This window comes from Micromonospora inyonensis, assembly GCF_900091415.1.
GTDB classification, from domain to species: Bacteria; Actinomycetota; Actinomycetes; order Mycobacteriales; family Micromonosporaceae; genus Micromonospora; species Micromonospora inyonensis.
The window spans coordinates 2,156,735-2,179,991 of sequence record NZ_FMHU01000002.1; the positions used below are offsets into that span (position 1 = coordinate 2,156,735).

The window sequence follows — 23,257 nt, forward strand, 5'->3', positions numbered from 1 at the left end:
GTGACCGCGCCGGCGCGCTGCGTCCATCGCCGATCTGCTTGCCTCGATCAGCCACACTCGTCCGGTGTCCCCTTTCGCCTGCGAGCTGACCCGGGAGTGGGCTGGTCATGTGGCTGATCTGGCTGACCGGCGGCGTGCTGCTGGTCGCGGCGGGTGTCGCGGCCACGCTGGTACCCCGCTTGCACACACGGGAACGGGACCGCCGGGTCGCCTGGTCGGCGGCGCGGGCGGCGATCGACAGTGCGGCGGTCAGCCGGGACGCGGCTCCGCACCGGGTGGTCGAGGCGGAGCAGCTGATGAGCCGCGCCGAGCTGATCGCCGCCGAGGGCGGTGGCCCGGACGCGGCCCGGCTCGCGGCCGGGTACGCCGAACAGGCCGACCGGTTGTGGCGGGCGGGTCACGATGACTGAACGGACGCTGCGCCGCCGCCTCGAAGCGGTTCGCTGGGTGGCTCTCGGGCTGGCCGTGCTGGTGCTGGTGGTCTTCCTGGTCGCCCAGCGGCAGAGCATCGACGTCAGCTACGGCCGATCCCCCGCCTCGGCCGCCGTGCCGGAGGGGTCGGCCGGCGAGTTGACCGACACGACGGTGCCGTCGGTGGCCGTTATGGACGCCATGGTCGCCGCCGCGCCGGTGGTGCGGCTCCCCGGTTCGGTGGCGTCCTGGGACGAGCAGCGGGTCCGCGAGGCGATCGGCGGCCGGGACGTCCGCATCCTCGTCGCGCCGCCCGGCCTCGACGAGGCCGAACGGGACCGGATCCGGGATGTGGAGGACGCCACGGTCCGGGTGATCGGTCTCCAGGTCAGCGGGGGCATCTACCAGGCCACCGCCGACACGCTGCCCAGCTGGCGGGCCCAGTTCGCCACCGGGGACGTGACCGGCCTGCTGGTGACGCTGATCGCCGCGCTCGGGGACGCACCCACACCGCCGGACCACGACGGGTTGCGGTGGCGTGAGCCGGGCGCGGCCGAACTCGCCACGGTCACCGCCGACCTGCGCGCCACCGGGCGACACGTGGCGGACGGCGCGACGCTGACCGCCGTGCCGGCCAGGACGGCGGCCAGCGCCTTCCCCGACGGCGACGCGCTGTACGTCGCGCTTCCCCGGCAACCGCGGGGCGAGCCCGTCCCCCGGTACGGGCCCACGCTGGCCCGGGTCTTCCCGGGCCGGCCGGTCGTGGTGCTCTACGGCGCGTGGATCGAGTACCACGGGCCGCACGGCGAGGAGTTCGCCGAGGTGACCGGGGCGAGCTTCTACGGCCAGTTCGGCGACCGGCTCAGCCGTTACGAGTATCCGCAGGACAACGTGCTCAACGCCTACCTGGCCCGGGTGACCGACGTGCGGTACGCGGGGTTGTTCGAACGGCCCCTGCCGTACCGGCCGGTGGATCCCCTGCGGGTGGCGCTGCCGGCGCTGCCCTGGCTCTTCGCCGGCTGTGTCGTGGTGTTCCTCGCCCTGTCCACGCGGTCGCTGTGGCGCGGGGTCGGCCGGGCCGGCGCGGTGCGGGGGCCGGGGACGACGGCCCGACTGGCCGGACTGACCGCGTTGGCCGTGGAGATGTCCCTGTTGACCGACCGGCGCAGCGACCCCGGGCTGACCCGGGGCGTGGCGAAGCTCCAGGCGGCCCGGGCCGCGCTGGACGAGGGACTGCCCGACCCGCACGTCCGGGCCCTGCTCACCGACGCCGAGGCAGAACTGGACGACACCGCCCGCACCATGGGCGTCGCCGGTTACCGGCCGACGTTCTACCTGCGGGAGAGGCTGTCGTGACCGGGCCGGAGCAGGCACGCGACCCGAAGCGACGCGACGCCGAGCGGACGGCCCCGGGGCGGCAGGACCCGCAGAGGGCACGGGAGCCGCTGACCGCCCGGGTGGCGCGGTTCCTCGGCGCCCCGTTCGGTCTGGGCGTACTGGCCTGCCTGGCGTTGGCCGGCTGGGCGCTGTGGACGGGCGGGATCACCGACGGTCCGGTCGCCCGCGACGTGCGCTCCTCCTCGGTCCACGTCGCCCCCGGCGTCGACCTGGACGAGGCGGCGGCGGAACGGATCATCGGCAACCGCCGGCTGGTCGTGCTGCTGCTGGAGCCGGGGGCGGACCTGCGGGAGGGCTGTCAGAACGTCGAACGGGCCGCCGACGGCACGGTGGTGCTGGTGCTCAGCCGCGAGGACGACGAGTACGACACCTACGGTTGTGCGCTGCTGCCCGGACGCGACGACGGGAACTTCGGCCGGGCCTTCGTGGCGGAGATGACCATCAGCAACGGCATCGACGGCTTCGTCGACCGCCCGTTGGAGGCGCTGAAGGTGGTCACGGTCAACTACGACCGGCTGGTGAAGGCGGGCACCGTGCCGGACGGCACCCGGACCATCAGCCCGTCCCTGCCCCGCTACCTGGTCGCGGTGGCGGCCGTGCTGGCCGTCCTCGTCGGCTCGGCGCTGGTCTACGCGACGGGCCTGCGGGCCGGCCGGCTCGCCGCCGACCGCCGTCGTCTGCGCGACGCCCACGCCGACCGCCGCAGCGCGTTGAGCGCGGCCACCGCCGTCCTGGCGCAGCAGGTCATCGACCTCGACCAGCGGTACGCCCGGATGAAGCCGACGGCCATCGCCGGCGACGCCGACCACAAGGCGTTCGTCCGCGACTATCCGGCACTGGTCAGCGACTACACCGACCTGCTCGACACGGTGACGCCGGGGCGCGACCGGGACGACACCGACCTGGTTGGATTGATCCAGCGGGTGGAGTCACTGAGCCGCCGGGCCGACCAGTTGGCCCGGACGGCCCGGATGGCCCGGCCCCGGTCCGGGACGGGTGCGGCCGACCGCTCGGAGCCGGCCGGAAACCGTTCGGCGGCCCGGTCCGGCGCCGGACACAATGAGCGCCATGCGGAGATCGACGAGGCGCCTCCTCGGTGAACTGGACGTCCTGCCGTACCCGGAACGGATGGCGACCCTGGCCCGCCGGGCGCGGGAACTCGCGGCCACCGGCGACCTGCCCGACGTCCTGACCGATCTGCGCGCGGGGCCGCGGTTCCTGGCGCTCACCGCCGCCAAGGTCGTCGGCGACCGGGAGACGGTACGGACGATGACCGCCGACCCGCAGCGGACGATCCGCGCGGTCGCGGTGAAGGCCGCGGTCCGCGCCGGCTGGCTCTCCGCCGACGACCTGCGTCACCTGACGCACGACGCGCCGGCCGACCTGCGTCACCTGGTCTACCGGTCGCTGCGGTGGGGGCGGCGTCCCGCCCTCGCCGACCACCTGGTCGACCGGGTACGGGAGACCTTCGGCACCGCCGAGGTGGTCGCCCTGCTCCCGGCCTGCGGCGCGGACCAGGTTGGCGATTGGGTTCGGCGCGGCGGCTGGTTCTGCCGCGTGGGCTACCGTTTCCGAGGTGATGCCGGTCACTGCGAAGCCTCTCGTGGGGACTTTCCTCGCAATCGGAGCGGCTACCGGCGCGCTGAGGGCCTTGAAGAAGAAGGTGGACGAGGAGAGAAGTAAGCATGAAGATCAGTAGCAAGGTCGAACCGCTCACGCGTAACGCGATCCACGCGGCGGTACAGCAGGATCTCTCCAAGTTCGACGCGGCCCTACAGGCGTTCCCGAACGAAGAGGTAGCGCAAAAGGCGATAGAACTCGCCCTAGGTCACGCAACTTGTCATGAGGGACATCTGTCAGGGCAGGCCGCGCGTGAGACGCACCGCAAGGGCAGAGCAACCACAGTTGACTCGCCGACCCCACCCAACGTGCAACCCGCCGTGACCAGCAACTCCCCCGACAACTCAGTGGCCCGGCTTTCCTGTCCGCTGCCCGGCTCTCATGAAGGGTGCCGGGCAGCGACAGGGCCAGGTGCGAGGGATCACGCCCGCCTGAGCGTGTGCAGGAAATCGCTCCACGCCTCGACAGCGAAAGCGAGGGTCGGGCCGGTGGGGTCCTTGGAGTCACGGACGCCCACCTCGTCGCTGATGAACCGCACCTCGACGCAGTTGGCGTTGTCAGCGCTTCGGGAAGACTTGAACCAGCCCCGGTCGGGGCCCTCGGTGGGGGTGCTCACGTCACATCTCCTTGGCGATCCGGCGGATCAGGTCGAGCGAGTCGTCCGAGCCTAACGCGAGTTCACGGGTCTCGGCGAAGGTCACCACGTAGTCGTTCACGCGGAGAGACTGGTCGATGATGTCGATGGAGGTCAGGATCTCCTGCCAGACCAGGTCGGGCAGCCGGGGTGACGGGAAGGACAACACCTGGAACGGGCCGCCGAACGCGGGGTGGGCTCCGACGCTGAACGGCAGCACCCGGATCTCGATCTGCTCGGGCCGCTCGGTGGCCAGCCGGACGAGGTGGTCGAGCTGGGCGCGCATCACCACCGGCCCACCGACCTGTTGACGTAGCGCTCCCTCTCCGAGCAGGACGCTGAGTCGCAGCGGGTGCTCACCGTCCAGTCGCTCCTGTCGCGCCAGTCGCACGGCAACGCGCCGGTCCACCTCGGTCAGCCGGATCGTGGTGGTGCCGCCCCGGATCACCGCACGGGCGTACTCCTCGGTCTGCAACAGCCCGATGATTACTTCAGGGTGATAGCTGCGGATATGCTCGGCGCCGGCCTCGTAGCCGAGGAAGCGCAGGAACTCCGCCGGAAAGAGCTGTGCGTACTCCTGCCACCAACCACGCCGGGCCGCACCGGCCCGCAGCTCCTCCAGCTCGGCCGCCTCGTCGGGCTCGAACTCGTACGCGGCGACGATCTGCGCCAACCGCTTGGCGGGCAGCTTGACCCGCCCGCTCTCCACACCGGAGACGTACGCCTGGATGATGCCGATGGCGCGACCGGCCGCCGCTGCCGTGAGGCCGACCTCCTCGCGCCGCTGGCGCAGCCGTAGACCCAGCTCCCATGCCTGCACCACTGGTGAGGACGCGAGCTGCGCGAGCCCTCGACCCGCATTGGACGGTTCCGGGGAAGCAACGGACATGAGTCCTCCTACGCTCGACCGATCGCATGAAGTATCCACCCCGCCACCCTTGATATCAAACGCGACACCATGCATCCTCAGTAAGTCGTCGGGCATCCAAAGCACTTCAGGGAGTGATCACGTGGAGCTTCAGGGGCGGTTGGTGTACCAGGAGCAGGAGGAGCGGTACGCGTTCTCGCTGTGTCGGGTGGTCGACGCGGGCACCTTCGACCAGTCGTACGACCTGCTCGGGGTCGTCCAGGTGGCGGTGGACCGGCGCGGGCCGGAGCGGCTGGCCCCCGGGCTACGGCCGTGGGCGCTGACCACCCTCGCCGCCGGCGGCTACGGGTTCGGCCGTTTCTACGCGGCGTTCACCACCCTCGACGAGGACGACGAGCCCTACCGGCCCGTCACCGAGGAGTACGTCGACTGGTCCGGCACCGAGGTCCTCGTACCCGCCGGGTCACCCGCACCGCGATGATCGCGGACGGCCGGCTCCAACTGTCGCCGCAACTCCGACCACGCCGCGTCCGAGATCGCTCGGGCAAGGCTGTGATTGCGGACCATGTTGCGGACCGACAGGTCCTCGATGACCACCGTTTGGTTCTCGCGGATGATCCTCGTGGACAGCTTGTGCAGGTGATCCCGCCGCCGGTCGGCGATCCGGGCGTGCACCCGGGCCACCTTGAGCCGCGCCTTGGCCCGATTGTTGGAGCCCACGCGGCGCACCCCGACCGCCCGGATCACCGGATCGGCGACGAACGGGAGCCGCCCGGGGTCACCGGGCTGCCGCCGTCCCCTTGCCCGGGTCCGAAGGCCACGAGGGCGGTGAGTTCCTCGGTGACCTCCTCGAACCGGTGCTTCTCCCCCGCCGGGACGAACACCACGCTGCCGGGGCCGACGTCGACCGCCTACGTGCCGAGGCTGAGGTGGGGCACCCGTAGGTGCTCCACGTACGTGGCACCGGCGTCGACGCGGTGCCGACCGGCCTCGGCGATCACTCTCATCCTGTCCCGCCCCCGTGGACCGTTTCCCCTGCCTCCGTCGCCGGTCTCTCCTCCCGGTCACCGGAGAGCCGGCGCAGCCGGGCGGAGGACGGTGAACACCGCGCCGGCCGGGTCGGCGAGCGCGGCGACCCGCCCGGTCGGGACGTCGCGGGGTGGCGCCAGGAGTCGCCCGCCGAGTCGGGGCGCCCGTTCGGCGACGTCGTCCGGATCGGACACCGCGAAGTAGACCATCCAGCCGGTGGGCAGCACGGTGGCCAGCGGCGCGGGCAGCGCCAGCCGGCCGGCGACCGGACGGCCGTCGCCGGTGAGCAGCACGTACGAGTCGTCGGGCGCACCGGGCGGTACGGTGGCGCGCAGCCCCAGACCGTCGGCGTGGAACCGGTCGGCGTCGCCGGGGGCGACCGTCATGTACTCGTACCAGCAGGGTCGGCCCGGCCCGGGGGCCACGGCGGTCGCACCGGAGCCCAACCGGAAGCAGCCACCGAGGGGGTCGTGAACGTCGTCGCCGTGCAGGCGGGCTCCGGCGCTGGTCGCCGCGGCCCGGACCGTTGCGGGGTCGTCGGCGGCGAAGACGGTCCACCAGCGGGCCGGCGCGGGGCCGGCGCGCAGTTCCGCGGCGGGTAGGCCGTCGGCGAGCGCGGCGGTGTCGGCGTACGTCCAACCGAGCAGGTCGGTGTAGAAGGGACGGACGGCGTCGACGTCGGTGGTGACGAGTTCGACACGGTCCGGTACCGCCGGGGTGGTGGATGTGCTCACCTGGGTCTCCCGATCAGACGGTGTGGTCATGTAAGGAACTCCGGTGCTTGATCAGCCCGGTGGTCCTGGGATTGCATGAGCATCCCGGTTGGTCCGGTGGGTGGCGACGAGTTGGGGTCTGAGGGAGAGCCTCGTACCGCTGATTGCCACCGCTGGTCTGGCCACGGATGCCCCGGATGAGGGAAGTGGGCCGGCCCTGCGAGGCCGGGCCCGGTTGCAGCACATGAGTGGGAGCCGTCGTCGGAGGGCTCTGCCTCCTTGGGACCGTGGCTGTCGTGCGGTGTTGACCTGCGCGGATCGCCGGAGCAGGTAGATGGTCTATGTGCCTGGGAGGCGGTAAGTGCAGCGCAGGTTGGTCGGTATCGATTTGGGGATCGCGTCGGCGCACACGGTACGGGTGCGTGACGAGGCCGGACGGGAGGTGTGCCGGCGGCGGTGCGAGCCGACGGTGGAGAGCCTGACCGCGATCGAGTCCGCGGCGTTGGCCGGCGCTGCGACGGGGACGCGGTTGGAGGTGGTGATCGAGCCGACCGGGCCGGCGTGGCTGCCGATCGCGGTGTTCTTCACCGCTCGGGGGCATCTGGTGTTCCGGGTGTCGAGTGCGAAGGCGGCGGATCTGCGCCGGTTCCTGTCGCGGCATGCGAAGTCCAACGGCATCGACGCGGATACCCTGGCCCGCCTGCCGTTGATCGACCCGGACGGGCTACGGCCCCTCGAACTGCCGGGCGCGGCCGCGGCGGCGTTGGACCGGCGGGTGCGCGCGTGTGACCGGCTGACCATGGCCGCATCCGAGCACAAGGTGCGGATCAAGGATCTGGTCCGGCAGGTCATGCCGTGCACCCCGCTGACCGGTGATCTGGGCAAGGCCGATCTGGCGGTGCTGGAACGCTACGCCGACCCGCGTGCCCTGCTGCGGCTGGGCCGGGCCCGGCTGACCGCGCTGATCGTCAAGGCCTCCCACAACCACCAAGGAGCGGCACGCGCCGAGCAGTGGCTGGCCGCCGCCCAAGCGGCGGTCGACCTCTACGGTGATCACCCGGCGGTCGCGTTCACCGACCTGGCCGCCGAGATCGCCACCGAGGTCCGGCTACTACGCGCCATCGCCACCGAGCTGGCCGCGCACGCGGCCGAGCGGGAGACCTGCTACCGGTGGGTCGACCCGATGCAACTGGCCCGTAGCCTGCCCGGCCTGGCCGAGGTCGGCGGACCGGCGATGACCGCGGTCATCGGTGACGCCGCCCGGTTCCCCACCGCGGCGCACTTCAAGTCCTACTTGGGGCTGGCGCCGCGCGCGTCAGAGACCGGTGACACCGACCGCAAGGGCCAGCCGATGTCCAAGGCCGGCTCCCGGCTGGCCCGGGCCACTCTGATCCGGGCCGCGGACTGGGCCCGCAAGCAGGACCCGCAGCTCGCGCGCGTCTACCACCAGCAGATGGTCGAACGCGGTGCCGAACACCTCAAGGCCAGCTGTGTGGTCGCGGCCCGGCTCGCCGAACGGCTCTGGACCGTGATGCGCCGCCGCATGCCGTATGTCATCTGCGACGTCGACGGCACCCCGGTCACCCCACAGCAGGCGAAACAGATCATCGCGCAGCAGTGGACCGTGACCGAGGAGATCCGCCGCAGGCGGCGCAGCAACAAGCGCAGGGCGGGGAAGGCCCCTCACCAAGTCCTCACGGGACATGATCGAAAAGACGCTCGAAGCGTACGAACGAGGCGACCTTCCCCACCCGAATCCTCCGCGACACCGTCACGGACCGTCAAGCAACCCGCCGTCTTGACAACCGATCCTCGATAGGGAATCAGTGGTCGGGATGTCGTACCACGACGTCCACGGCCGTGGGGGTATGCCGCTCGTCACGGACCCGGTCGAGCAGGAGGTCCAGCGGGACCGGACGGCCCAGGTGGAAGCCCTGCCCGGAGTCGACCCCGAGCTGGCGCAGCGCGGGCACCAGTCCGGCGTGCTCCACCGACTCGGCGACCGTCCGCATGCCCAGCCCGTGCGCGGCCCGCACCACGGCGTCGATGAGCACCGGGTCGGCACCGCCCCGGTCGGCGTGGCGGACGAAGTCACCGGCGATCTTCACCGTGCTGAACGGCAGGTGCTTGAGGTACGCGAAGGAACCGAACCCGGCTCCGAAGTCGTCCAGGCTCAGCCGGCAACCGGCGTCGCGCAGGGTGCCGGCGAGGTTGCGGACCGCTGCCACGTTGGTGATCGCGGCGGTCTCGGTCACCTCCAGGCCCAGGCGGTCGGCGTCGACACCGACCGCGCGCAGCCGCTCCACCACCCAGTCGCCGAACCCGGGCGACTCCATCGACCGGGCGGAGATGTTCACGTCGAAGCGCATGCCGGCGGCCGAGACGGCGGGGTCGGCCAATGCCGAGGTAGCCGTGGTGACCACCCACCGGTCGAGGTCACCGATGAGGTCGTCGCGTTCCACGGTGGGCAGGAAGTCGCCGGGGGTCAGCGGTGGCTGCCGTCCGTCGCGGAGCCGGATGAGCAGTTCGTGGCTGATCACCTCGCCGGTGAGCAGGTCGATGATCGGCTGGGCGTCGAGCTGCATCCGCTGCTGGTCGAGGGCGCTGCGCACCCGCGTCACCACGTTGACCCGCTGCACCGCGTGCCGGTAGTGCTCGGGCAGGTAGAGCCGGGCCCGGTTGCGCCCGGCGTTCTTCGCCTCGTACAGCGCGAGGTCGGCGTGGGCGAGCGCCGCGTCCCGGGTGTCGCCGGGCTCCAGCGAGGCGGCCCCGACGCTGAGGGTGACCCGCAGCCCCGCCCCGGCCAGCGGTACGGGCGTCCGCGCGGCGACGTCGCAGAGGGTCTCGGCGACGGTGAGGGCGTCACCGGCCGCCGTGTCGGGCAGGACGACGGCGAACTCGTCGCCGCCCAGGCGACCCAGTACCGTGCCGACGGGCAGGTGCCGCACGAGCAGCCGGGCGAGCACCCGCAGCACGTCGTCGCCGACACCGTGCCCGTGGACGTCGTTGATGTCCTTGAAGTTGTCGATGTCGATCAGCAGCAGGGCCCCCGGCGGGCCGCCGTCCCGGGCGAGCAGATTGTCGAGGCGGGCCAGCAGCGCCCGCCGGTTGGGCAGGTCGGTCAACGGGTCGCGCTCGGCCAGGCGGGTCAGCTCGTCCTGGACCCGTCGCATGTCGGTGATGTCGTGGGCGGTGCCGAGGACGCGGAGCGGGGCCCCGGAGGCGTCGGGGAAGACCTCGCCGTAGCACTCGAAGACGCGCAGGGTGGTGTGGTCGGCGAGGTACATGCGGTGGGTGTAGGAGAAGGGCCCGCCGTCGCGCAGCGCCGTCGCCAGGGTCTGCTCGATCAGACCGACGTCCTCGGGGTGCAGCAACTGCCGGTACGACGGGTAGTCCAGTTCGGTGCCCGGCGGGTAGCCGAACATCTGCAGCAGCACGTCGGACCAGACGACCGAGTCGGAGGCGATGTCCCACTCCCAGGTGCCCACCTTGGCGAGCTGCTCGATGTGGGCCAGGCGCCACCGGTAGTTACGGCCCGCCTCGCGCTCCCGGCGTTCGGCGCTGACGTCGCGCCACTCGTAGAGGCTCACGGGCTGCCCGTCGTGGTCGACGCGGTGGCAGCGCACCTCCAGCCAGCGGGTGGCCCCGTCCGGCTGCGGCCAGGGCACCTCGACCGGTGGGCCGTCCGCCCCGACCTCGGCCAGCGGCAGGTCGTGGAGCCGTACCCCCAGACGGCGGGCGGCCGGGTTGGACCAGAGGCAGCGACCGTCAGCGGTGAGCATCTTGACATCCTCCCCACGGCTAAGAGGTCGCGCGGAATGGTGGGTTGATCGGCGCGCCTGAACGGATGCAGGCACAGAACTGGTGATCATGAAGTTGCTGACGCTCCGTGATCACGGGAGGTTCTGTGCCTGCCATCCCAGCATGGCTGATCGAGCCGTTGTGGGTCCAGTTCGCCGCGCTGCTCCCCGATCGGCCGACCTACCAACCGACACATCCGCTGGGCTGTCACCGCAAGCGGATCGATGACCGCATCGTGTTCGACAAGCTGGTCCAGGTGTTGCGGTTCGGCTGCGCCTACGAGGCGATCGCCGATGCCACCTGTTCGGCCACCACGATCCGCGGCCGCCGTGACGAGTGGATAGAGCTTGGGGTGTTCGCCCAGCTCAAACAGATCGCCCTGGACGCCTACGACCGGCTCGTCGGCCTGGTCCTCGACGACATCGCCGTGGACGGCTGCATCACCAAGGCTCCCGGCGGCGGCGAGGCCGCCGGACGCTCACCGGTCGACCGGGGCAAGCAGGGCATGAAACGCTCGTTGATGGTCGACGGCTACGGCATCCCCCTCGGCCGGGTCCTGGCCGGCGCGAACCGACACGACTCACCCCTGCTCGGCCCCACCCTCGACCACCTCGACGACCTCGGCCCACTACCCCAGGCCATCACGGTGCACCTCGACGCCGGATACGACTCCCAGGTCACCCGCGCCCTGCTGGCCGAGCGCGGCCTGACCGGTGAGATCGCCCACAAGGGCGACAAGGCGCCCATCCAGGCGAGCCAACGGTGGCACGTCGAACGGACGAACAGCTGGCACAACGCGTTCAACCGGCTGCAACGCTGCTACGAACGAACAGAGAAGGTCATCGACGCCTTCTTCGACCTCGCCGACGCGATCATCACCGTCCGCAGCCTCATCCGGCGTGCATGGACCCTCTACCGGTGGAACAACCGACCCGCCCGCCGCCGATGATCAACAACCATTCCGCGCGACCTCTAAAGCCGGGGGATTCCAACCTCACGGTTGGATCTTCCTGTTTCATCGACGGTCGCCTTCCCGCGCTAGACGCGGGACGGTCTCACACCATCTCCGCAGGCTGACACGGCGAGCCCCGCCGCCAAAATCGCCTTCGCCGCATTCACATCCCGGTCGTGGGTCGCGCCGCAGCGACACACCCACCCCCGGACGCTCAACGGCAGCTTCTCCACAACCACGCCGCACGCCGAGCACGTCTTGCTGCTCGGATAGAACCGGTCGATCGCGATGACCGTGCGTCCGTACCAGTCGGCCTTGTACTCCAACTGTCGCCGCAACTGCGACCACGCCGCGTCCGAGATCGCTCGGGCAAGGCTGTGATTGCGGACCATGTTGCGGACCGACAGGTCCTCGATGACCACCGTTTGGTTCTCGCGGATGATCCTCGTGGACAGCTTGTGCAGGTGATCCCGCCGCCGGTCGGCGATCCGGGCGTGCACCCGGGCCACCTTGAGCCGCGCCTTGGCCCGATTGTTGGAGCCCTTCGCCGTGCGGGCCAACCGCCGCTGCGCCACGGCCAGCCGCTCCCGATCCCGCTGCTCGTGCCGCGGATTGGTGACCTTCTCCCCGGTGGAAAGGGTGACCAGCGAGGTGATCCCAGCGTCGATCCCGACCGCCCGGGTTGCCGGCGGCAGAGCCACGATGGTCTCTTCCACCAGGATCGAGATGTGCCAGCGGTTCGCCGCGTCGCGGGACACCGTGACCGTGGACGGTTGAGCGCCCTCGGGCAGGGGCCGGGACCACACGATGTCCAGCGGGACGTCCGTCTTCGCCAGTGTGATCTGCCCGTCGCGGAACGAGAACCCTGACGTGGTGAACGTGGCTGACGCCTTCGACGTGCGCTTGGACGTGAACGTCGGATACGTCGCCCGCTTCGCCCAGAAGTTCACGTACGCCTGCTGAAGGTGCTGCAACGACTGCTGAAGTGCCACGTTCGACACCTCGTACAGCCAAGCCGTGTCGGGCTCGTTCTTCCATACGGTGAGCATCCGGCAGGTTTCGGCGAACGTGACCCGCCGCTGTTCCTGTGTCCAGGCGCGGGACCGCTCGGCCAGCGCCCGGTTGTAGACGTAGCGCACGCAGCCGAACGTCCGGTTCAGCAGCTCCCGCTGCTGGTCGGTGGGGTAGAAGCGGAACCTGTACGCCCGCTTCACCACTCGACTCGACATACTGAAATACTAGCACACTACCGTTTCAGTCGATGCGCTAACCCCACGGCTGAAGCCGGGGGCTTGCGCGCTACGCACTTCGGTCATGGCGGTGGAGGCCATGTCGGCCGCGACCGCCGGCAGATTGCTCACCTGGTGACCACCCCGTTCCCTCGCCGCCACGTCGTGCCCCGTGATACCGGCGCATTGTCGTCCTGTCGAGACGCGGAGTCTACCCACGGGCGCGACGGTCGTGTGTCACGATGCCCGCCGTCCGTGGCGACGCGTCACTGTGCCGCACGATGCCGTAGTCGTCGCCGGGGAAGCTGCCGGTCCCACCGGTTCCGAGCAGGGCGCTCTGCCCGGAGTCGGCGTACCAGGTTCCGGTGATGTCGGTGCAGTGCCCGGCGGTGAGGAAGTAGTGGGTGTCACCACCCGACTCGCACTCGACGCGGACCGTGCCGCCGAGTCACCGGCCGAGCCGGGCCAGGTAGTCGTCGAAGGACCGGCTCGGCCGGTACCCCCGGGCGCGGGCCCGCCCGGTGTCGAGGACCACGCCCCGGGCCAGCTGGTCGACGGCGTACCGGGTAAGCACCGGCGGGCGACGGGTCAATCGGGCCACGCCGGTCGCCAGGGACGCGGCGGCGGTCGCCACGGACGCCGGCAGGTGCGCCAACCGCGCCGGGCTGCCGATCGCCGCGAGCACCCCACGCAGGACCGCGTCGCGCGAGTACGGCCGGTCGTCGGCGACGTTGTACGCCCCTGCCGGCCAGGCGGACGCGGCCAGGCAGGCGTCCGCGAGGTTCTCCACGGCGGTGAGACTCAGCAACACGTCCGGGCCGGGCACCGGCAGCCACCGCCCGCGACGGGCGGCGAGGAGCCGGGGCAGCAGGTGCGGGTCGCCCGGCCCGTAGACCGCCCGGGGACGCAACACCACCGCCCCGGCCGCCAGGGCGAGCCGTTCCCCGGCAGCCTTGGTACGCCCGTACGCGGTGAGCTGCCCGTCGACCGGATGGTCCTCGCGGACCGGCCCCGCTCCTCCTGGCCGGTACACGCTGGCGCTGCTCACCCAGACCAGCGGGCGGTCACCGGCGGCGTCGATCAGCCGGGCCGTGCCGTCCACGTTGACCGCCCGGTAGACGCGCTCGGCCGCCCGGCCCGGCACCGGGTCACCGACCGCCGCGGCGAGGTGCACCACCAGGTCGACCCCGGCCAGGTCGGGGGTCTCGTGGGCGGCGTCCCACGGCACGTGCCGGCCCACCGGCCCCGGACGCCGGCCGAGGCACCGCACCCGGGCTCCGGCCGCCGCGGCGGCCCGGGCCACCGCGGCGCCGCAGAATCCGCTCGCCCCGGTGACCGCCACCCGCACGCCGGAGAGGCTCACCGGCCGGCCCTGACCACCAGACGGGCCCAGCCGGGCAGCGCCGCCCGCCCGTCGGCGCGGGCCGAGACCACCACCGGCCGGTACGGCGCCAGGGCGGCGAGCACGTCGACGAGTTGTGCCCGGGCCAGCCGGGCACCGGGACAGGAGTGCGCCCCCGCACCGAAGACCAACCGCGCGGTCCGCGTCGGCGCGGGCACGGCACGGTCCGGCCCGGACCGGTGCGCCCCGGCGGCGTGCCGGGCGACCAGCAGCAGCCGGTCCCCGGGTCGGACCGGGCACCCGGCCACCGTGCCGGCACCGGCGGCCACCCGGGGCAGTAGCGGACTCGGCGCGGTGACCCGCAACAGCTCGTCGACGAGGGTGTCGCGGGTGGCGGCGTCCCCGGCGGCATCCCACAGCCGGTCGTCGGCGCACCAGGCCACCGCCCGGGGGATGCCGGCCACGGTGGTGTTGACCGCCGCGACGGCCAGCATCCCGGCCAGCGCGGCCCGCTGCGTGGGCAGGCCGAGCAGCTCGGCCAGGTCGGTGACGGCGCGATGGGCGACGCGGGCGCGTCCGGGCCGGCGTGGGCCGGGTAGCTGCTCGGCCGCGGCCGTGGCGGCGGCGTGCCGGGCGGCGGCGGCCAGGGCGACCGGATCGACATCCACCCCGAGCAGCGCCGCCGTGGTCGCCCCGGCCAGCTCGGCCACCACCGGCACCAGGTCCACCGCCGCGCCGCCGCGCAGCGGGGCCAGGCGTTGCCGCAGCACCGCCGTCCAGACCGGACGCAGTTCGGCGACACCGGCCGGACCGAGCCGGTCGGCGAGCGAGCGGCGGGTCTGCCGGTGCCCGACGCCCTCCTGGTCGAAGAGGAGACCGTCGGTGCCGAGCCGACGGGCGGTCCCGCCGACGGTGCCGGTGGCGAGCCGGTCCAGCGGAACCCGGGTCAACGCCTCGACGTAGCCGTCCGGGTCGTGCACCAGCACGGTCCGCCCGAGCCGCAACGCCGGCCAGCGGCGGGTCGCGGCGAGCAGGGTGAACAGCACCGGGTAGCGGCGCAGGTAGACACGGCGGTCCCGGCGACGTCCCCGGGCCGGCGTGCGGTGGCGCCGGTCAGCCACGACGGTACCGTCCGGTCGGAACGGGTTCGGCCAGACGCGCCGCGGCCAACGCCGCAGCGGCGACCCGGTCCGGTTTGCGGGACCGGCCGGAGGTCGGCACCGGCGCGACGACCAGCGTGTCGGGGCGGGCCGCGCCCATCCGGGCCAGCACCGGGTCGAGCAAGCGGCGCAGCCGGTCCGGGTCGACGCCCGGTTCCGGTTCGACCACGGCCACCAGTCGTTCGTCACCGTCCCCGGCCGGTACGCCGACCAGCACCGCCAGGTCGACCCCGGGCACGTGCAGCGCCGGCTCGTACAGCCCGGGGTAGATGTTGACCGCGCGGCGCAGGATCATGTCCTTGCTCCGGCCGGCCAGGACGATTCGCTCCCCGTCCAGCCGGGCGACGTCGCCGGTGTCCACCCAGTCGGCCGGCGGCTCGCCGAGGTACCGGTGTGCCTGCCCCGGACCGGCGAGCAGCAGCCGTCCGTCCGTCCCGATCCGGGTCCGTACGCCCGGCAGCGGTGCCCCGACGAGGTCGCCGGCACCGGTGAAGGCGGCCTTCTCGCCCGCCTCGACCGCGGCGGCCGGGAAGAGTTCGGTCAGCGCGTACACCCCCCACGCCTGGTCCGCGCCGGCCCGCCGGACCCGGTCGAGCAGGGTGGCGCTCACCGGCGCGGAGCCGCTGTAGAACCGGCCGGTGAGCCGGGGCCCCTGGGCCAGCAGGGCCCGCACCTGCGGCGGGGTGAGGTAGCTGGCCTGCGGACGCAGCCGGGCCAACTGGCGGGCGAGCCGCCGGGGCGACCGGGCCGGCAGGGCGACCGGAGCGCCGCCGGCCAGGGCGGGCACCAGGACGAAGAAGGTGCCGCCGAGCACCGGCTGCTCCGGCCGGGGCGCGACCAGGTCGGCGACGGCACGCATGCCGGCGTCCAGACCGGAACGGCGGTGCACCACGGCCCGGGGACAGCTGGTCGTGCCGGAGGTGAAGATGACCACCGCGTCACCGTCGTCGCCCCCGCGCTCGGGAGCCGGCCCCGGGCGGGGGCGCAGCGACGGGGCGCAGCCGGGCAGTCGCCGACCGACCGTGCGGACCGGGCCGAGGTCGGCCAGCCGGGGCAGTGCCAACCGGGCGCGACCGGCCAGCGGTCGGGCCCAGCCGGCGACCGCCTGGGCGGCGGCGTCGGCGACCACCAGGGCCGGGCGGGCCAGGGCCAGCCGCGCGGTGAGCACCTCCGGCCCGGCGCTGGGATCGAGCACCGCCACCCGCAGTCCGAGCCGGTGCGCGGCGAGCAGGACCGCCAGCGACCGGGGGCCGGGGCGGACCGCCACCCCGAGGGTGTCCCCGACGGTCAACCCGTGGTGGTGCAGCGCGGCGGCGTACCCGTCGGCGAGGTCGGCCAGGTCGCCCCGGGTGACGTGGACGCGGGGCCGGCCGGACGCCCCGGCGGTGAGCACCGCCGGCCGGTCCGGGTGGTGGCGGAGCGCGGCGGCCAGTTCGTCGAGCACGGGTTCTCCCGGTGGGCAGGGGTGACGGGGGTCAGCGGGGGTCCGGGGAGAGCCGGCCGCTGCCCCGGTCCAGATACCAGGCCGCGCTCCGGAGCAGCCCGTACGCACGCAGCCGCCGGGTGGAGTTCTCCACCACCATCGTCCGGTCGTGGACGATCGCGTCGGTGACCCGGCGCACCCGGTTGAGGAACTCCCGGTCGGTCGGGGACGGCCGGCGGGGCATCCCGCCGGCGGCGAGGTAGGTCGTCGCCGTGATGGCCATGTTGTTGCCCGCGTGCATCCGGTACGGGGCCCGGTAGGTGGAGCCCCGGTGGGCGGGACGCAACCGTCCGAAGGTGGCGGCGACGGCGACCACGCAACGGAACCCGGCCCGGCCGAGCGGGCCGTGCTCGTCGCGGCGGGCCACGATCCGACCGCAGGCCATGTCCGCGCCGCCGGTCAGGGTCCGCCGGGCGGCGGCCACCCAGCCGGCGTGCGGAAGGCAGTCGGCGTCGGTCCGGGCCAGCAGGGTGGCCCCGTGGGCAATGGCGTGCCGGAAGCCGGTGTCCACGGCCGCGCCGACACCCTTCTGCCGCTCCTCGACGAGCAGCGTCGGCACCGGGGACCGGGCCGCGAACCGGCGGACCACGTCGGCGGTCCCGTCGGTGGAGGCGTTGTCCACCACGAGCAGGGTGAAGTCCCGGTCGGTCTGCCCGGCCAGCGCGTCCAGGGTGGCACCGATCCGGGTGACCTCGTCGTAGGCGGGCACCACCACCCAGAGCGCGCTCACGACTTCTCCCACACCATGGTCATCAGGCTGACCCCGCCGCCGAGGCCGATGAACAGCACCCGCTCCCCCGGGCGCAGTCCGGCCTCGACCCGGGCCAGCTGGACACCGAGCGTGGCGCTGGCCAGGTTGCCCAGCTCGGCGACGGTGACCTCCAGCTTGTCCTTCGGCACGCCGGTCACCTCGACGAACCGGTCGAGGTAGGGCAGGGTCACCTGGTGGACCAGCACCCGGGCGTAGTCGGCCCAGTCGAGGCCGGTGCGGTGCCGGACCCGGTGCAGGATGTCCGGGCCGATCTTCTCGAAGACGTCCCGCAGGGTCCGCCCGTCGCCGGTGAAGTAGGTGTGCTCGTCACCACGCGGGTGCCGGGAGCCACCGCCGGGGATGCCGCCCACCGTCCAGTACTCGGACCAGGTCTCGGTGTCGACGTCGAGGATCCCGCCCCGGTCCACCGGCTCCACCAGCACGGCGGCGCCCGCGTCGCCGAAGGTGTAGCCGGCGAAGGCGCGGCGGGCCTCGTCGAGGTCGGTGATCCGGGTCCGCATCGCCCGGGTCGGCGTCTCCCCGGTCACCACCAGGGCCCGGCGGGCGCGGCCGGCGAGGATGCTGGAGCGCGCCAGGTCGATGCCGTTGAGGAAGCTGTTGCAGGCGTTGGTGACGTCCAGGGCGTGGGCGTGGCCGCCCAGTTCGGCCTGCACGATGTGGGCGGTGGCCGGCTCGACCAGGTCCCGGCTGGCGGAGGCGAACAGCAGCAGGTCCACCTCCTCCGGCTCCCGACCGGCGGCGGCGAGCGCCGCCCGGGCGGCGCGGACGGCGAGCGTGGAGGCGTACTCGTCGTCGGCGGCGATCCGGCGGGATCCGATCCCGGTCATCCGGGACAGCAGCCCGGCCGGCAGGGCCAGGCCGCTCGCCCCGGCGATCCGGCGCTGGAGTTCGGCGGTGGGCACGACCTCGTCCGGCAGGCTGGCACCGACCGCGGTGATGCCCACCCGTCCCCGGGGCCGGTCGAGGGGTGACGTGGGGTCGGTCATGCGTCGAGCTTGCCGAACGCCGCTGGCGGGCGAATGAGTAGGGGTGCTCAGGTCCGCCCGCCAGCGGACGCCGGATCACCTCAAACCGGGCGGCCGGGCAGGAGTCGTCGCTGTCCCGGGCCGTCGGTGGTCATACGCGGGGGCCGGTCGGTGACCCCGCGTATGACCACCCGACATACCGGCCGGTGGCGTCAGCACCAGCCGTTGATCGGGCCGTTCAGGCCGCTCCACACGAAGGCGTCGCTGACCCAGGTGCCGTCGGCTTCCACGCCGCCGTGGCCGAGCTGACCGAACAGCGGCTCGCCGTGGAACGGGACCGGGTCGACGTCGCGGCGGCCAGGTCGACAGTGTCTGCTTCTACGACCTGCCCCCGGCCGAGCGGGAGTACGGCATCTGGGATGGTGAGGCGAACCAGATGGGCACCCACCCGTGACGCTCCACCCCACGCCCACGGCGGCCGGCTGAGCCGCCCCGCGCCCCTGGACGTGCTCGTCAGGTGCCCGCCGGCTCGGTCCGCGTGCCCTCCGGCGCGCGGACCAGCCGCAGGAAGGCGTCGTTCTCGGCCGGCGTGCCGACGCTGACCCGCACTCCCGCCCCCGGGAAGGCGCGGACCAGCACCCCGTGCCGCCGGCAGTGCGCGGCCAGCGCCTCGGCCCGGTCGCCGACCGGCAGCCACAGGAAGTTGGCCTGGCTCGGCGGGACGGCGAACCCGGCCCGACGCAGTTCCGTGCGCATGCGGTCCCGTTCCCGCCCGATCCGTCCACACCGGTCACGCAACTCGGCCCCGGCGTCGAGCGAGGCGACGGCGGCGGTCTGGGCGAGCGCGTTCACCGCGTACGGCAGCGCGAGCCGGCGGACCGCGTCGGCGACGAGCACCGGGAACACCCCGTAGCCCACCCGGAGCCCGGCCAGGCCGTACCCCTTGGAGAACGTGCGCAGGACCGCGACGTTGTCCCGCGAGCGGCCCGTGACGACACCGTCGGGCACCCGGGGGTCGTCGACGAAGTCGCGGTACGCCTCGTCGAGCACCACGAGGACGCGGCCGGGCACCCGGTCGAGGAAACGGTCCAGGCGGGCCCGGTCGACGGCGGTGCCGGTCGGGTTGTTCGGATTGCACAGGAAGAGCACCTGGGTGGCCGGGGTGACGGCGGCGGCCATCGCGTCGAGGTCGAGGGCGTGCTCCCGGGTCACCGCGACCGGCCTCGGCACGGCACCGACAGCCCGGCTCAGCACCGGGTACAGCTCGAACGACGGCGCGCCGACCACGACCTCGTCGCCCGGTCCGCAGAGCGCCTGGAGGACCTGCTGGCAGACGCTGACCGATCCGTCCCCGACGACGACGCGCTCGGGGTCGACCGCGAGGTGCTCGGCGATCCGGTCGGCCAGCCCGGCGGCGGCCGGGTCCGGGTAGCGGTTGACGCCCGTGGCCGCCGCCGCGAGGGCGCGTACCGCGCTGGGCAACGGCCCGTCGGGCACCTCGTTGTTGGCCAGTTGGACCAGCCCCGGCTCGACGAGGGTGGGCCGGTAGCCCGCTTCCGTGCTGACGGAGGCCCGGGACGGAACGGTCATCGTGACTCCTCGTCGTCGCGGGTGGTTCGGCCCCCGGCGGACCGGGCCGCCGGGGGGCGGGATCGGGAGTGGACGGTCAGGCCTCCCCCGGGTCCTTGCCGGTACCTGCGGATCCCCCGTCGGTCGCGGAATCGCCGGGGGTCGTCGAATGATCCACGCGCAGAACCCTTCGCGTCTGGGGAGGTCGACCGGCCCGTGTCGGGACGGGCCACCGAGTCGCCGGACAATCCGCCGGACCGACTCGTACGTTTACCGATCACGACCGACCGTAGTCGACATTGCCGGAGACGGTCAACCTTGGTCATACGCCGAGAGCGAAATCCTATTCGAGTCGACCCGGGGACGGATAATTCATCGAAGACTGACTACGGATTATTGTTGTTCCCCAGCAGTTGTCGCCGGTGCCGGCTGACCGGATCCGACGGTTCCAGTCCGCAACACCCACCCCGGTCGGTGGCCCTCCGGTCCGCTGGGCACCGCCCATGCGTCACCCCTTCTCCGGACCGCGACCGCCGACGACCCGCTGCCCACCCATCAGGTGCGCCAACACCTGGGTCCGGTTCTTGAGGTTCAGCTTTCCGAGAATGTTCGACACGTGAACTTCACGGTCTTCTCGCTGAGCGACAACTCGGCGGCGATCTCCGCGTTGGACACTCCGGTGAGCATCAGGTCGAGGATCTCCGCCTGCCGGAGGGTGAGCGGGTCGCCCCGGCCCACCTGCCGTCCGGCCGGCCCGCCGGTGCCCGCCGGTCGGACCAGGGGCCGCACGATCACCCCGGCCAGGCGGGGCGTGAGGTGGACACCGCCCGCGGCCACCGACCGCACCGCGAAACCGAGCTCGTCGGCGTCACCGTCGCGGAAGAGCAGTCCCCGGGCCCCGGCCCGCAGGTGCTCCCGCCAGGAGTCCCCGGCGTCGAGGCCGAGCAGCACGACCGCCCGCGCGGACCGCTGCCCGGTGAGCTGCCCGACGGAAGCCAGCACCGCCGGGGACCCCAGGCTGTCCTCGTCGTAGACGACGACGTCCGCCGCCTGTTGCCGGGCCGTGTCGGCCACCGCTGCGGCCTCGGCCACCTCGCCCACGATCGTGAACGCCGGGGACAGTTCCCCGAGCATGAGCCCGAGGCCGGAGCGGAATATCGGATGGTTGCCGCCGATCAGGATGCGAATCTGGTCCGACGCGCCACCGACCGGCGCCACGGATTCTGCGAGACCAGTGCCCACCAGACCCTCCGTTCCGGCAAACTGCGGCGTATCTGTGGACACCGATGAGCCTACACAGGTCCCGGGAATCCATCCAACGGCGGAAATTAAGACTTGCCACCGCCCGGCATCAGCTTTTCTGAATTTCTTCACCGACCCCGCGCCACCGGGACGACCCCGACCATGGTCCGGTCACCGGTGCTCGGGCCGGACCGGGGACCGGGGCGAAAACCGGACCTGGGCCGGAAGACAGGACCCCCCCGGAGCGCGCAGACTACGGGGACCGACGTCGATCACCTGATCGCTTCCCGGCCTCCCGGCGCCCCCCCTTTCCGGCACCCCGCGATCGCGATTCCGCCATTCCCCGTCCGGTCCCCCCGCAAGGAGCACCCGATGAACCGATCCATGCCGAGCGCCGATCTGGTGCTCGACGGCCGTTCGCTGACCATCGAGGAGGTGGTGTCCGTCGCCCGGCCGGCCGAGCAGGTCGCCCTGCGCCTGAGCGACGGGGCGGCCGACGCCATGAAGTCCTCCCTCGACCTCAAGCACGAACTGCTGGCGCAGCGGATTCCGATCTACGGGGTCACCACCGGGTTCGGGGACAGCTGCGTACGGCAGATCGCGCCGGAGAAAGCCTGGGACCTGCAACGCAACCTGGTCCTGTACCACCTGAACGGGGTGGGCCCGACGGCCGCGCCGAGGTCGCCCGGGCCTCGATGCTGATCCGAGCCAACTCCCTGGCCCGCGGGGTCTCGGCGATCCGCCCCGGCACCGTGGAACTGCTGCTGACACGCCGTTCGGCCTCAGCGCCACGGGGTACACCACCGACCTGTCCCGGGCCCACCGGGTCGCCGCGCGGCTGCGCGCCGGCACGGTCTGGGTCAACTGCTTCTTCGTCCGGGACCTGCGGGCGCCCTTCGGCGGTGTCGGCGCCTCCGGGGTGGGCCGGGAGGGCGGCCTGTTCAGCCGGGACTTCTTCACCGAACCCAAGGCCGTGGTGATCGACATCGCCGGACGCTGACCCACGTCCACGAGCCGAGGTGTGAGCGGCCTCCTTCCGGGAAGACCGGGGCTCACGGCAGGCGGGTCGAACGGGGGTGCCAGATGGCCAGGAACCGCGCCAACACCATGGGCGTACGGTCGGTGACCGATGCGCTGGGCATCGCGCAGGCCCGGCGGGGCCGTGGCGCCGAGGGCACCGCCCGGGCCCTCGGGTGGCTGAGTCTCGGCCTCGGGGCGGCGGCCCTGCGTGCCCCGTCCGACATCAGCCGCCTCTGCGGCGTCGACGACTCCGCCAGCGCGCCGGCCGTGCTGCGGATCGTGGGACTGCGCGAACTGGGCCACGCGGCGGCCCTGCTGGTCCCGAGGAGGACCGGCTGGGCGATGTGGACCAGGGTCGCCGGTGACCTGGTGGACCTCGCCGTCTGCGGCAGCGCCCTGCGGCGACGCCGGGGCCAGCGACGTCGACGGGTGGCGGCCACGACCTGGGCGGTCGCCGCGATCACCGCGGTGGACCTCGCCACGGCGGTGCGGGCGTCCCGGGGGCGGCGGCTGCCTGGCGGCACCCGGGTGGAGGCGTCGGTGACGGTCAACCGCAGCCCGGAGGAGGCCTACCGGTTCTGGCACGACTTCGAGAACCTGCCCCGGTTCATGTACCACCTGCGGTCGGTGCGGGTCACCGGCCCCCGGCGGTCCCGCTGGGAGGCGAAGGCGCCCGCCGGTCGGACCGTCGGATGGGACGCGGAGATCATGTCCGACCTGCCCAACGAGCTGATCACCTGGCACTCGGTCGGGCGGACCCGGGTGCCCAACGCCGGCTCCGTGCGCTTCGTCCCGGTCGGCGACGGGCGTGGCACGGAGGTGTGGGTCGAGTTCGAGTACGCCTCACCCGGCGGGCGGCTCGGCCGGCTGGCCGCCCGGGTGTTCGGCGAGAACCCGCAGCAGCAGACCAGCGACGACCTGCGCCGGTTCAAGCAGGTGATCGAGACGGGCGAGATCGCCCGCTCGGACGCCGTGCCGCAGGGAACCAGCCTCCAGCAGCAGGTGAAGCAGCGCGCGGCACAGCCGATGCGACTGCGCTGACCCGGAGC

The 23,257-nt window shown here is 72.9% G+C and carries 23 protein-coding genes and 1 pseudogene; 10 read left to right on the plus strand and 14 right to left on the minus strand.

What is annotated here, in order from left to right:
• Positions 1–107 precede the first annotated feature (107 nt).
• From GA0074694_RS24040 to GA0074694_RS24055, 4 genes are read left to right on the plus strand one after another with little or no spacing between them, the layout of a single operon-like run.
• A complete protein-coding gene (locus tag GA0074694_RS24040) occupies positions 108–410 on the plus strand; it encodes a DUF6403 family protein (protein WP_091462194.1) in 303 nt (100 codons plus the stop codon).
• The gene (locus GA0074694_RS24045; protein WP_176738097.1) at positions 403–1,767 is read left to right on the plus strand and encodes a hypothetical protein; all 1,365 of its coding nucleotides are present in this window, start codon (positions 403–405) and stop codon (positions 1,765–1,767) included. Before GA0074694_RS24040 ends, GA0074694_RS24045 begins: the two co-directional genes overlap by 8 nt.
• Positions 1,764–2,909 carry a hypothetical protein gene (locus tag GA0074694_RS24050; protein WP_218105792.1) on the plus strand — a complete coding sequence of 382 codons (1,146 nt, stop codon included), beginning with the start codon at positions 1,764–1,766 and terminating at the stop codon, positions 2,907–2,909. The genes GA0074694_RS24045 and GA0074694_RS24050 overlap by 4 nt, the downstream gene beginning before the upstream one ends.
• Positions 2,878–3,492 (plus strand): hypothetical protein, encoded by a 615-nt coding sequence (locus GA0074694_RS24055; protein WP_091462198.1) that lies wholly within the window; start codon positions 2,878–2,880, stop codon positions 3,490–3,492. The genes GA0074694_RS24050 and GA0074694_RS24055 overlap by 32 nt, the downstream gene beginning before the upstream one ends.
• Before the next feature lie 358 nt (positions 3,493–3,850).
• Here the strand turns inward: GA0074694_RS24055 and GA0074694_RS24060 are convergent, their stop codons facing one another.
• The gene (locus tag GA0074694_RS24060) at positions 3,851–4,045 is read right to left on the minus strand and encodes a DUF397 domain-containing protein (RefSeq protein WP_091462201.1); all 195 of its coding nucleotides are present in this window, start codon (positions 4,043–4,045) and stop codon (positions 3,851–3,853) included.
• A gap of 1 nt (position 4,046) precedes the next feature.
• Positions 4,047–4,952 (minus strand): helix-turn-helix domain-containing protein, encoded by a 906-nt coding sequence (locus GA0074694_RS24065; RefSeq protein WP_091462204.1) that lies wholly within the window; start codon positions 4,950–4,952, stop codon positions 4,047–4,049.
• 121 nt (positions 4,953–5,073) lie between these two features.
• Here GA0074694_RS24065 and GA0074694_RS24070 point away from each other — a divergent pair, with 121 nt between their 5' ends.
• A complete protein-coding gene (locus tag GA0074694_RS24070; RefSeq protein WP_091462206.1) occupies positions 5,074–5,412 on the plus strand; it encodes a hypothetical protein in 339 nt (112 codons plus the stop codon).
• Here the strand turns inward: GA0074694_RS24070 and GA0074694_RS34345 are convergent.
• The 3 genes from GA0074694_RS34345 to GA0074694_RS24085 all read right to left on the minus strand — a co-directional run bounded on the left by GA0074694_RS34345 (position 5,331) and on the right by GA0074694_RS24085 (position 6,694).
• Positions 5,331–5,678 (minus strand): transposase, encoded by a 348-nt coding sequence (locus tag GA0074694_RS34345; RefSeq protein ID WP_425413633.1) that lies wholly within the window; start codon positions 5,676–5,678, stop codon positions 5,331–5,333. The two genes, GA0074694_RS24070 and GA0074694_RS34345, sit on opposite strands and share 82 nt — an antisense overlap.
• Positions 5,675–5,818, minus strand: a complete 144-nt coding sequence (locus tag GA0074694_RS32355) for a hypothetical protein (RefSeq protein WP_218105794.1) — start codon at positions 5,816–5,818, stop codon at positions 5,675–5,677. Before GA0074694_RS32355 ends, GA0074694_RS34345 begins: the two co-directional genes overlap by 4 nt.
• A 177-nt stretch (positions 5,819–5,995) precedes the next feature.
• Positions 5,996–6,694, minus strand: a complete 699-nt coding sequence (locus GA0074694_RS24085; protein ID WP_141714262.1) for a VOC family protein — start codon at positions 6,692–6,694, stop codon at positions 5,996–5,998.
• A gap of 340 nt (positions 6,695–7,034) precedes the next feature.
• On the opposite strand from GA0074694_RS24085, the gene GA0074694_RS24090 reads away from it, so the two are divergent.
• Positions 7,035–8,492 (plus strand): transposase, encoded by a 1,458-nt coding sequence (locus GA0074694_RS24090; protein ID WP_091461097.1) that lies wholly within the window; start codon positions 7,035–7,037, stop codon positions 8,490–8,492.
• A 4-nt stretch (positions 8,493–8,496) separates the two neighbouring features.
• Here GA0074694_RS24090 and GA0074694_RS24095 read toward each other — a convergent pair whose 3' ends face one another.
• On the minus strand, positions 8,497–10,455 hold the full coding sequence (locus GA0074694_RS24095) for a putative bifunctional diguanylate cyclase/phosphodiesterase (protein WP_176738098.1): 1,959 nt from the start codon (positions 10,453–10,455) through the stop codon (positions 8,497–8,499).
• A gap of 125 nt (positions 10,456–10,580) precedes the next feature.
• Here GA0074694_RS24095 and GA0074694_RS24100 point away from each other — a divergent pair, with 125 nt between their 5' ends.
• Positions 10,581–11,423, plus strand: coding sequence for an IS5 family transposase (locus tag GA0074694_RS24100; protein ID WP_091453604.1), 843 nt, complete (start codon positions 10,581–10,583; stop codon positions 11,421–11,423).
• An 89-nt stretch (positions 11,424–11,512) separates the two neighbouring features.
• Here the strand turns inward: GA0074694_RS24100 and GA0074694_RS24105 are convergent, their stop codons facing one another.
• The 8 genes from GA0074694_RS24105 to GA0074694_RS24140 all read right to left on the minus strand — a co-directional run bounded on the left by GA0074694_RS24105 (position 11,513) and on the right by GA0074694_RS24140 (position 21,188).
• Complete coding sequence (locus tag GA0074694_RS24105) at positions 11,513–12,655, minus strand: RNA-guided endonuclease InsQ/TnpB family protein (protein ID WP_176738099.1); 1,143 nt, start codon at positions 12,653–12,655, stop codon at positions 11,513–11,515.
• Positions 12,656–13,103: 448 nt separating this feature from the next.
• Positions 13,104–14,018, minus strand: a complete 915-nt coding sequence (locus GA0074694_RS24110; RefSeq protein ID WP_245714877.1) for an NAD-dependent epimerase/dehydratase family protein — start codon at positions 14,016–14,018, stop codon at positions 13,104–13,106.
• Positions 14,015–15,118, minus strand: a complete 1,104-nt coding sequence (locus GA0074694_RS24115; protein ID WP_091462214.1) for a cytochrome P450 family protein — start codon at positions 15,116–15,118, stop codon at positions 14,015–14,017. The genes GA0074694_RS24110 and GA0074694_RS24115 overlap by 4 nt, the downstream gene beginning before the upstream one ends.
• A complete protein-coding gene (locus GA0074694_RS24120; protein ID WP_091462216.1) occupies positions 15,111–16,601 on the minus strand; it encodes a class I adenylate-forming enzyme family protein in 1,491 nt (496 codons plus the stop codon). Before GA0074694_RS24120 ends, GA0074694_RS24115 begins: the two co-directional genes overlap by 8 nt.
• A 31-nt stretch (positions 16,602–16,632) precedes the next feature.
• Positions 16,633–17,370 carry a glycosyltransferase family 2 protein gene (locus GA0074694_RS24125; protein ID WP_091462219.1) on the minus strand — a complete coding sequence of 246 codons (738 nt, stop codon included), beginning with the start codon at positions 17,368–17,370 and terminating at the stop codon, positions 16,633–16,635.
• On the minus strand, positions 17,367–18,398 hold the full coding sequence (locus tag GA0074694_RS24130) for a 3-oxoacyl-ACP synthase III family protein (RefSeq protein ID WP_091462222.1): 1,032 nt from the start codon (positions 18,396–18,398) through the stop codon (positions 17,367–17,369). The genes GA0074694_RS24125 and GA0074694_RS24130 overlap by 4 nt, the downstream gene beginning before the upstream one ends.
• A 492-nt stretch (positions 18,399–18,890) precedes the next feature.
• Positions 18,891–19,967, minus strand: a complete 1,077-nt coding sequence (locus GA0074694_RS24135; protein ID WP_091462224.1) for a histidinol-phosphate transaminase — start codon at positions 19,965–19,967, stop codon at positions 18,891–18,893.
• 570 nt (positions 19,968–20,537) lie between these two features.
• Positions 20,538–21,188, minus strand: a complete 651-nt coding sequence (locus tag GA0074694_RS24140) for a LuxR C-terminal-related transcriptional regulator (RefSeq protein ID WP_141714263.1) — start codon at positions 21,186–21,188, stop codon at positions 20,538–20,540.
• Between the two features lie 372 nt (positions 21,189–21,560).
• Between GA0074694_RS24140 and GA0074694_RS31955 the strand changes: the two genes are divergently transcribed.
• From GA0074694_RS31955 to GA0074694_RS24155, 3 genes and pseudogenes are all read left to right on the plus strand, one after another.
• Positions 21,561–21,890 (plus strand): aromatic amino acid lyase, encoded by a 330-nt coding sequence (locus tag GA0074694_RS31955; protein WP_176738100.1) that lies wholly within the window; start codon positions 21,561–21,563, stop codon positions 21,888–21,890.
• A gap of 70 nt (positions 21,891–21,960) precedes the next feature.
• Positions 21,961–22,188, plus strand: a pseudogene (locus GA0074694_RS24150) (aldehyde dehydrogenase family protein); the annotation flags it as partial.
• 83 nt (positions 22,189–22,271) lie between these two features.
• Entirely contained in the window at positions 22,272–23,249 is a 978-nt protein-coding gene (locus GA0074694_RS24155; protein WP_245714878.1) for an SRPBCC family protein, read from the plus strand.
• Positions 23,250–23,257: the final 8 nt, after the last annotated feature.

What these genes read in the sequence shown, in the direction of transcription:
- GA0074694_RS24130 (WP_091462222.1), bottom strand. Translation starts at nt 18,398, where the DNA reads ATGACCGACCCCACGTCACCCCTCGACCGGCCCCGGGGACGGGTGGGC.
- GA0074694_RS31955 (WP_176738100.1), top strand. Translation starts at nt 21,561, where the DNA reads ATGAACCGATCCATGCCGAGCGCCGATCTGGTGCTCGACGGCCGTTCG.
- GA0074694_RS24055 (WP_091462198.1), top strand. Translation starts at nt 2,878, where the DNA reads ATGCGGAGATCGACGAGGCGCCTCCTCGGTGAACTGGACGTCCTGCCG.
- GA0074694_RS24095 (WP_176738098.1), bottom strand. Translation starts at nt 10,455, where the DNA reads ATGCTCACCGCTGACGGTCGCTGCCTCTGGTCCAACCCGGCCGCCCGC.
- GA0074694_RS24065 (WP_091462204.1), bottom strand. Translation starts at nt 4,952, where the DNA reads ATGTCCGTTGCTTCCCCGGAACCGTCCAATGCGGGTCGAGGGCTCGCG.
- GA0074694_RS24135 (WP_091462224.1), bottom strand. Translation starts at nt 19,967, where the DNA reads ATGACCGTTCCGTCCCGGGCCTCCGTCAGCACGGAAGCGGGCTACCGG.
- GA0074694_RS24045 (WP_176738097.1), top strand. Translation starts at nt 403, where the DNA reads ATGACTGAACGGACGCTGCGCCGCCGCCTCGAAGCGGTTCGCTGGGTG.
- GA0074694_RS24040 (WP_091462194.1), top strand. Translation starts at nt 108, where the DNA reads ATGTGGCTGATCTGGCTGACCGGCGGCGTGCTGCTGGTCGCGGCGGGT.
- GA0074694_RS24155 (WP_245714878.1), top strand. Translation starts at nt 22,272, where the DNA reads ATGGCCAGGAACCGCGCCAACACCATGGGCGTACGGTCGGTGACCGAT.
- GA0074694_RS24105 (WP_176738099.1), bottom strand. Translation starts at nt 12,655, where the DNA reads ATGTCGAGTCGAGTGGTGAAGCGGGCGTACAGGTTCCGCTTCTACCCC.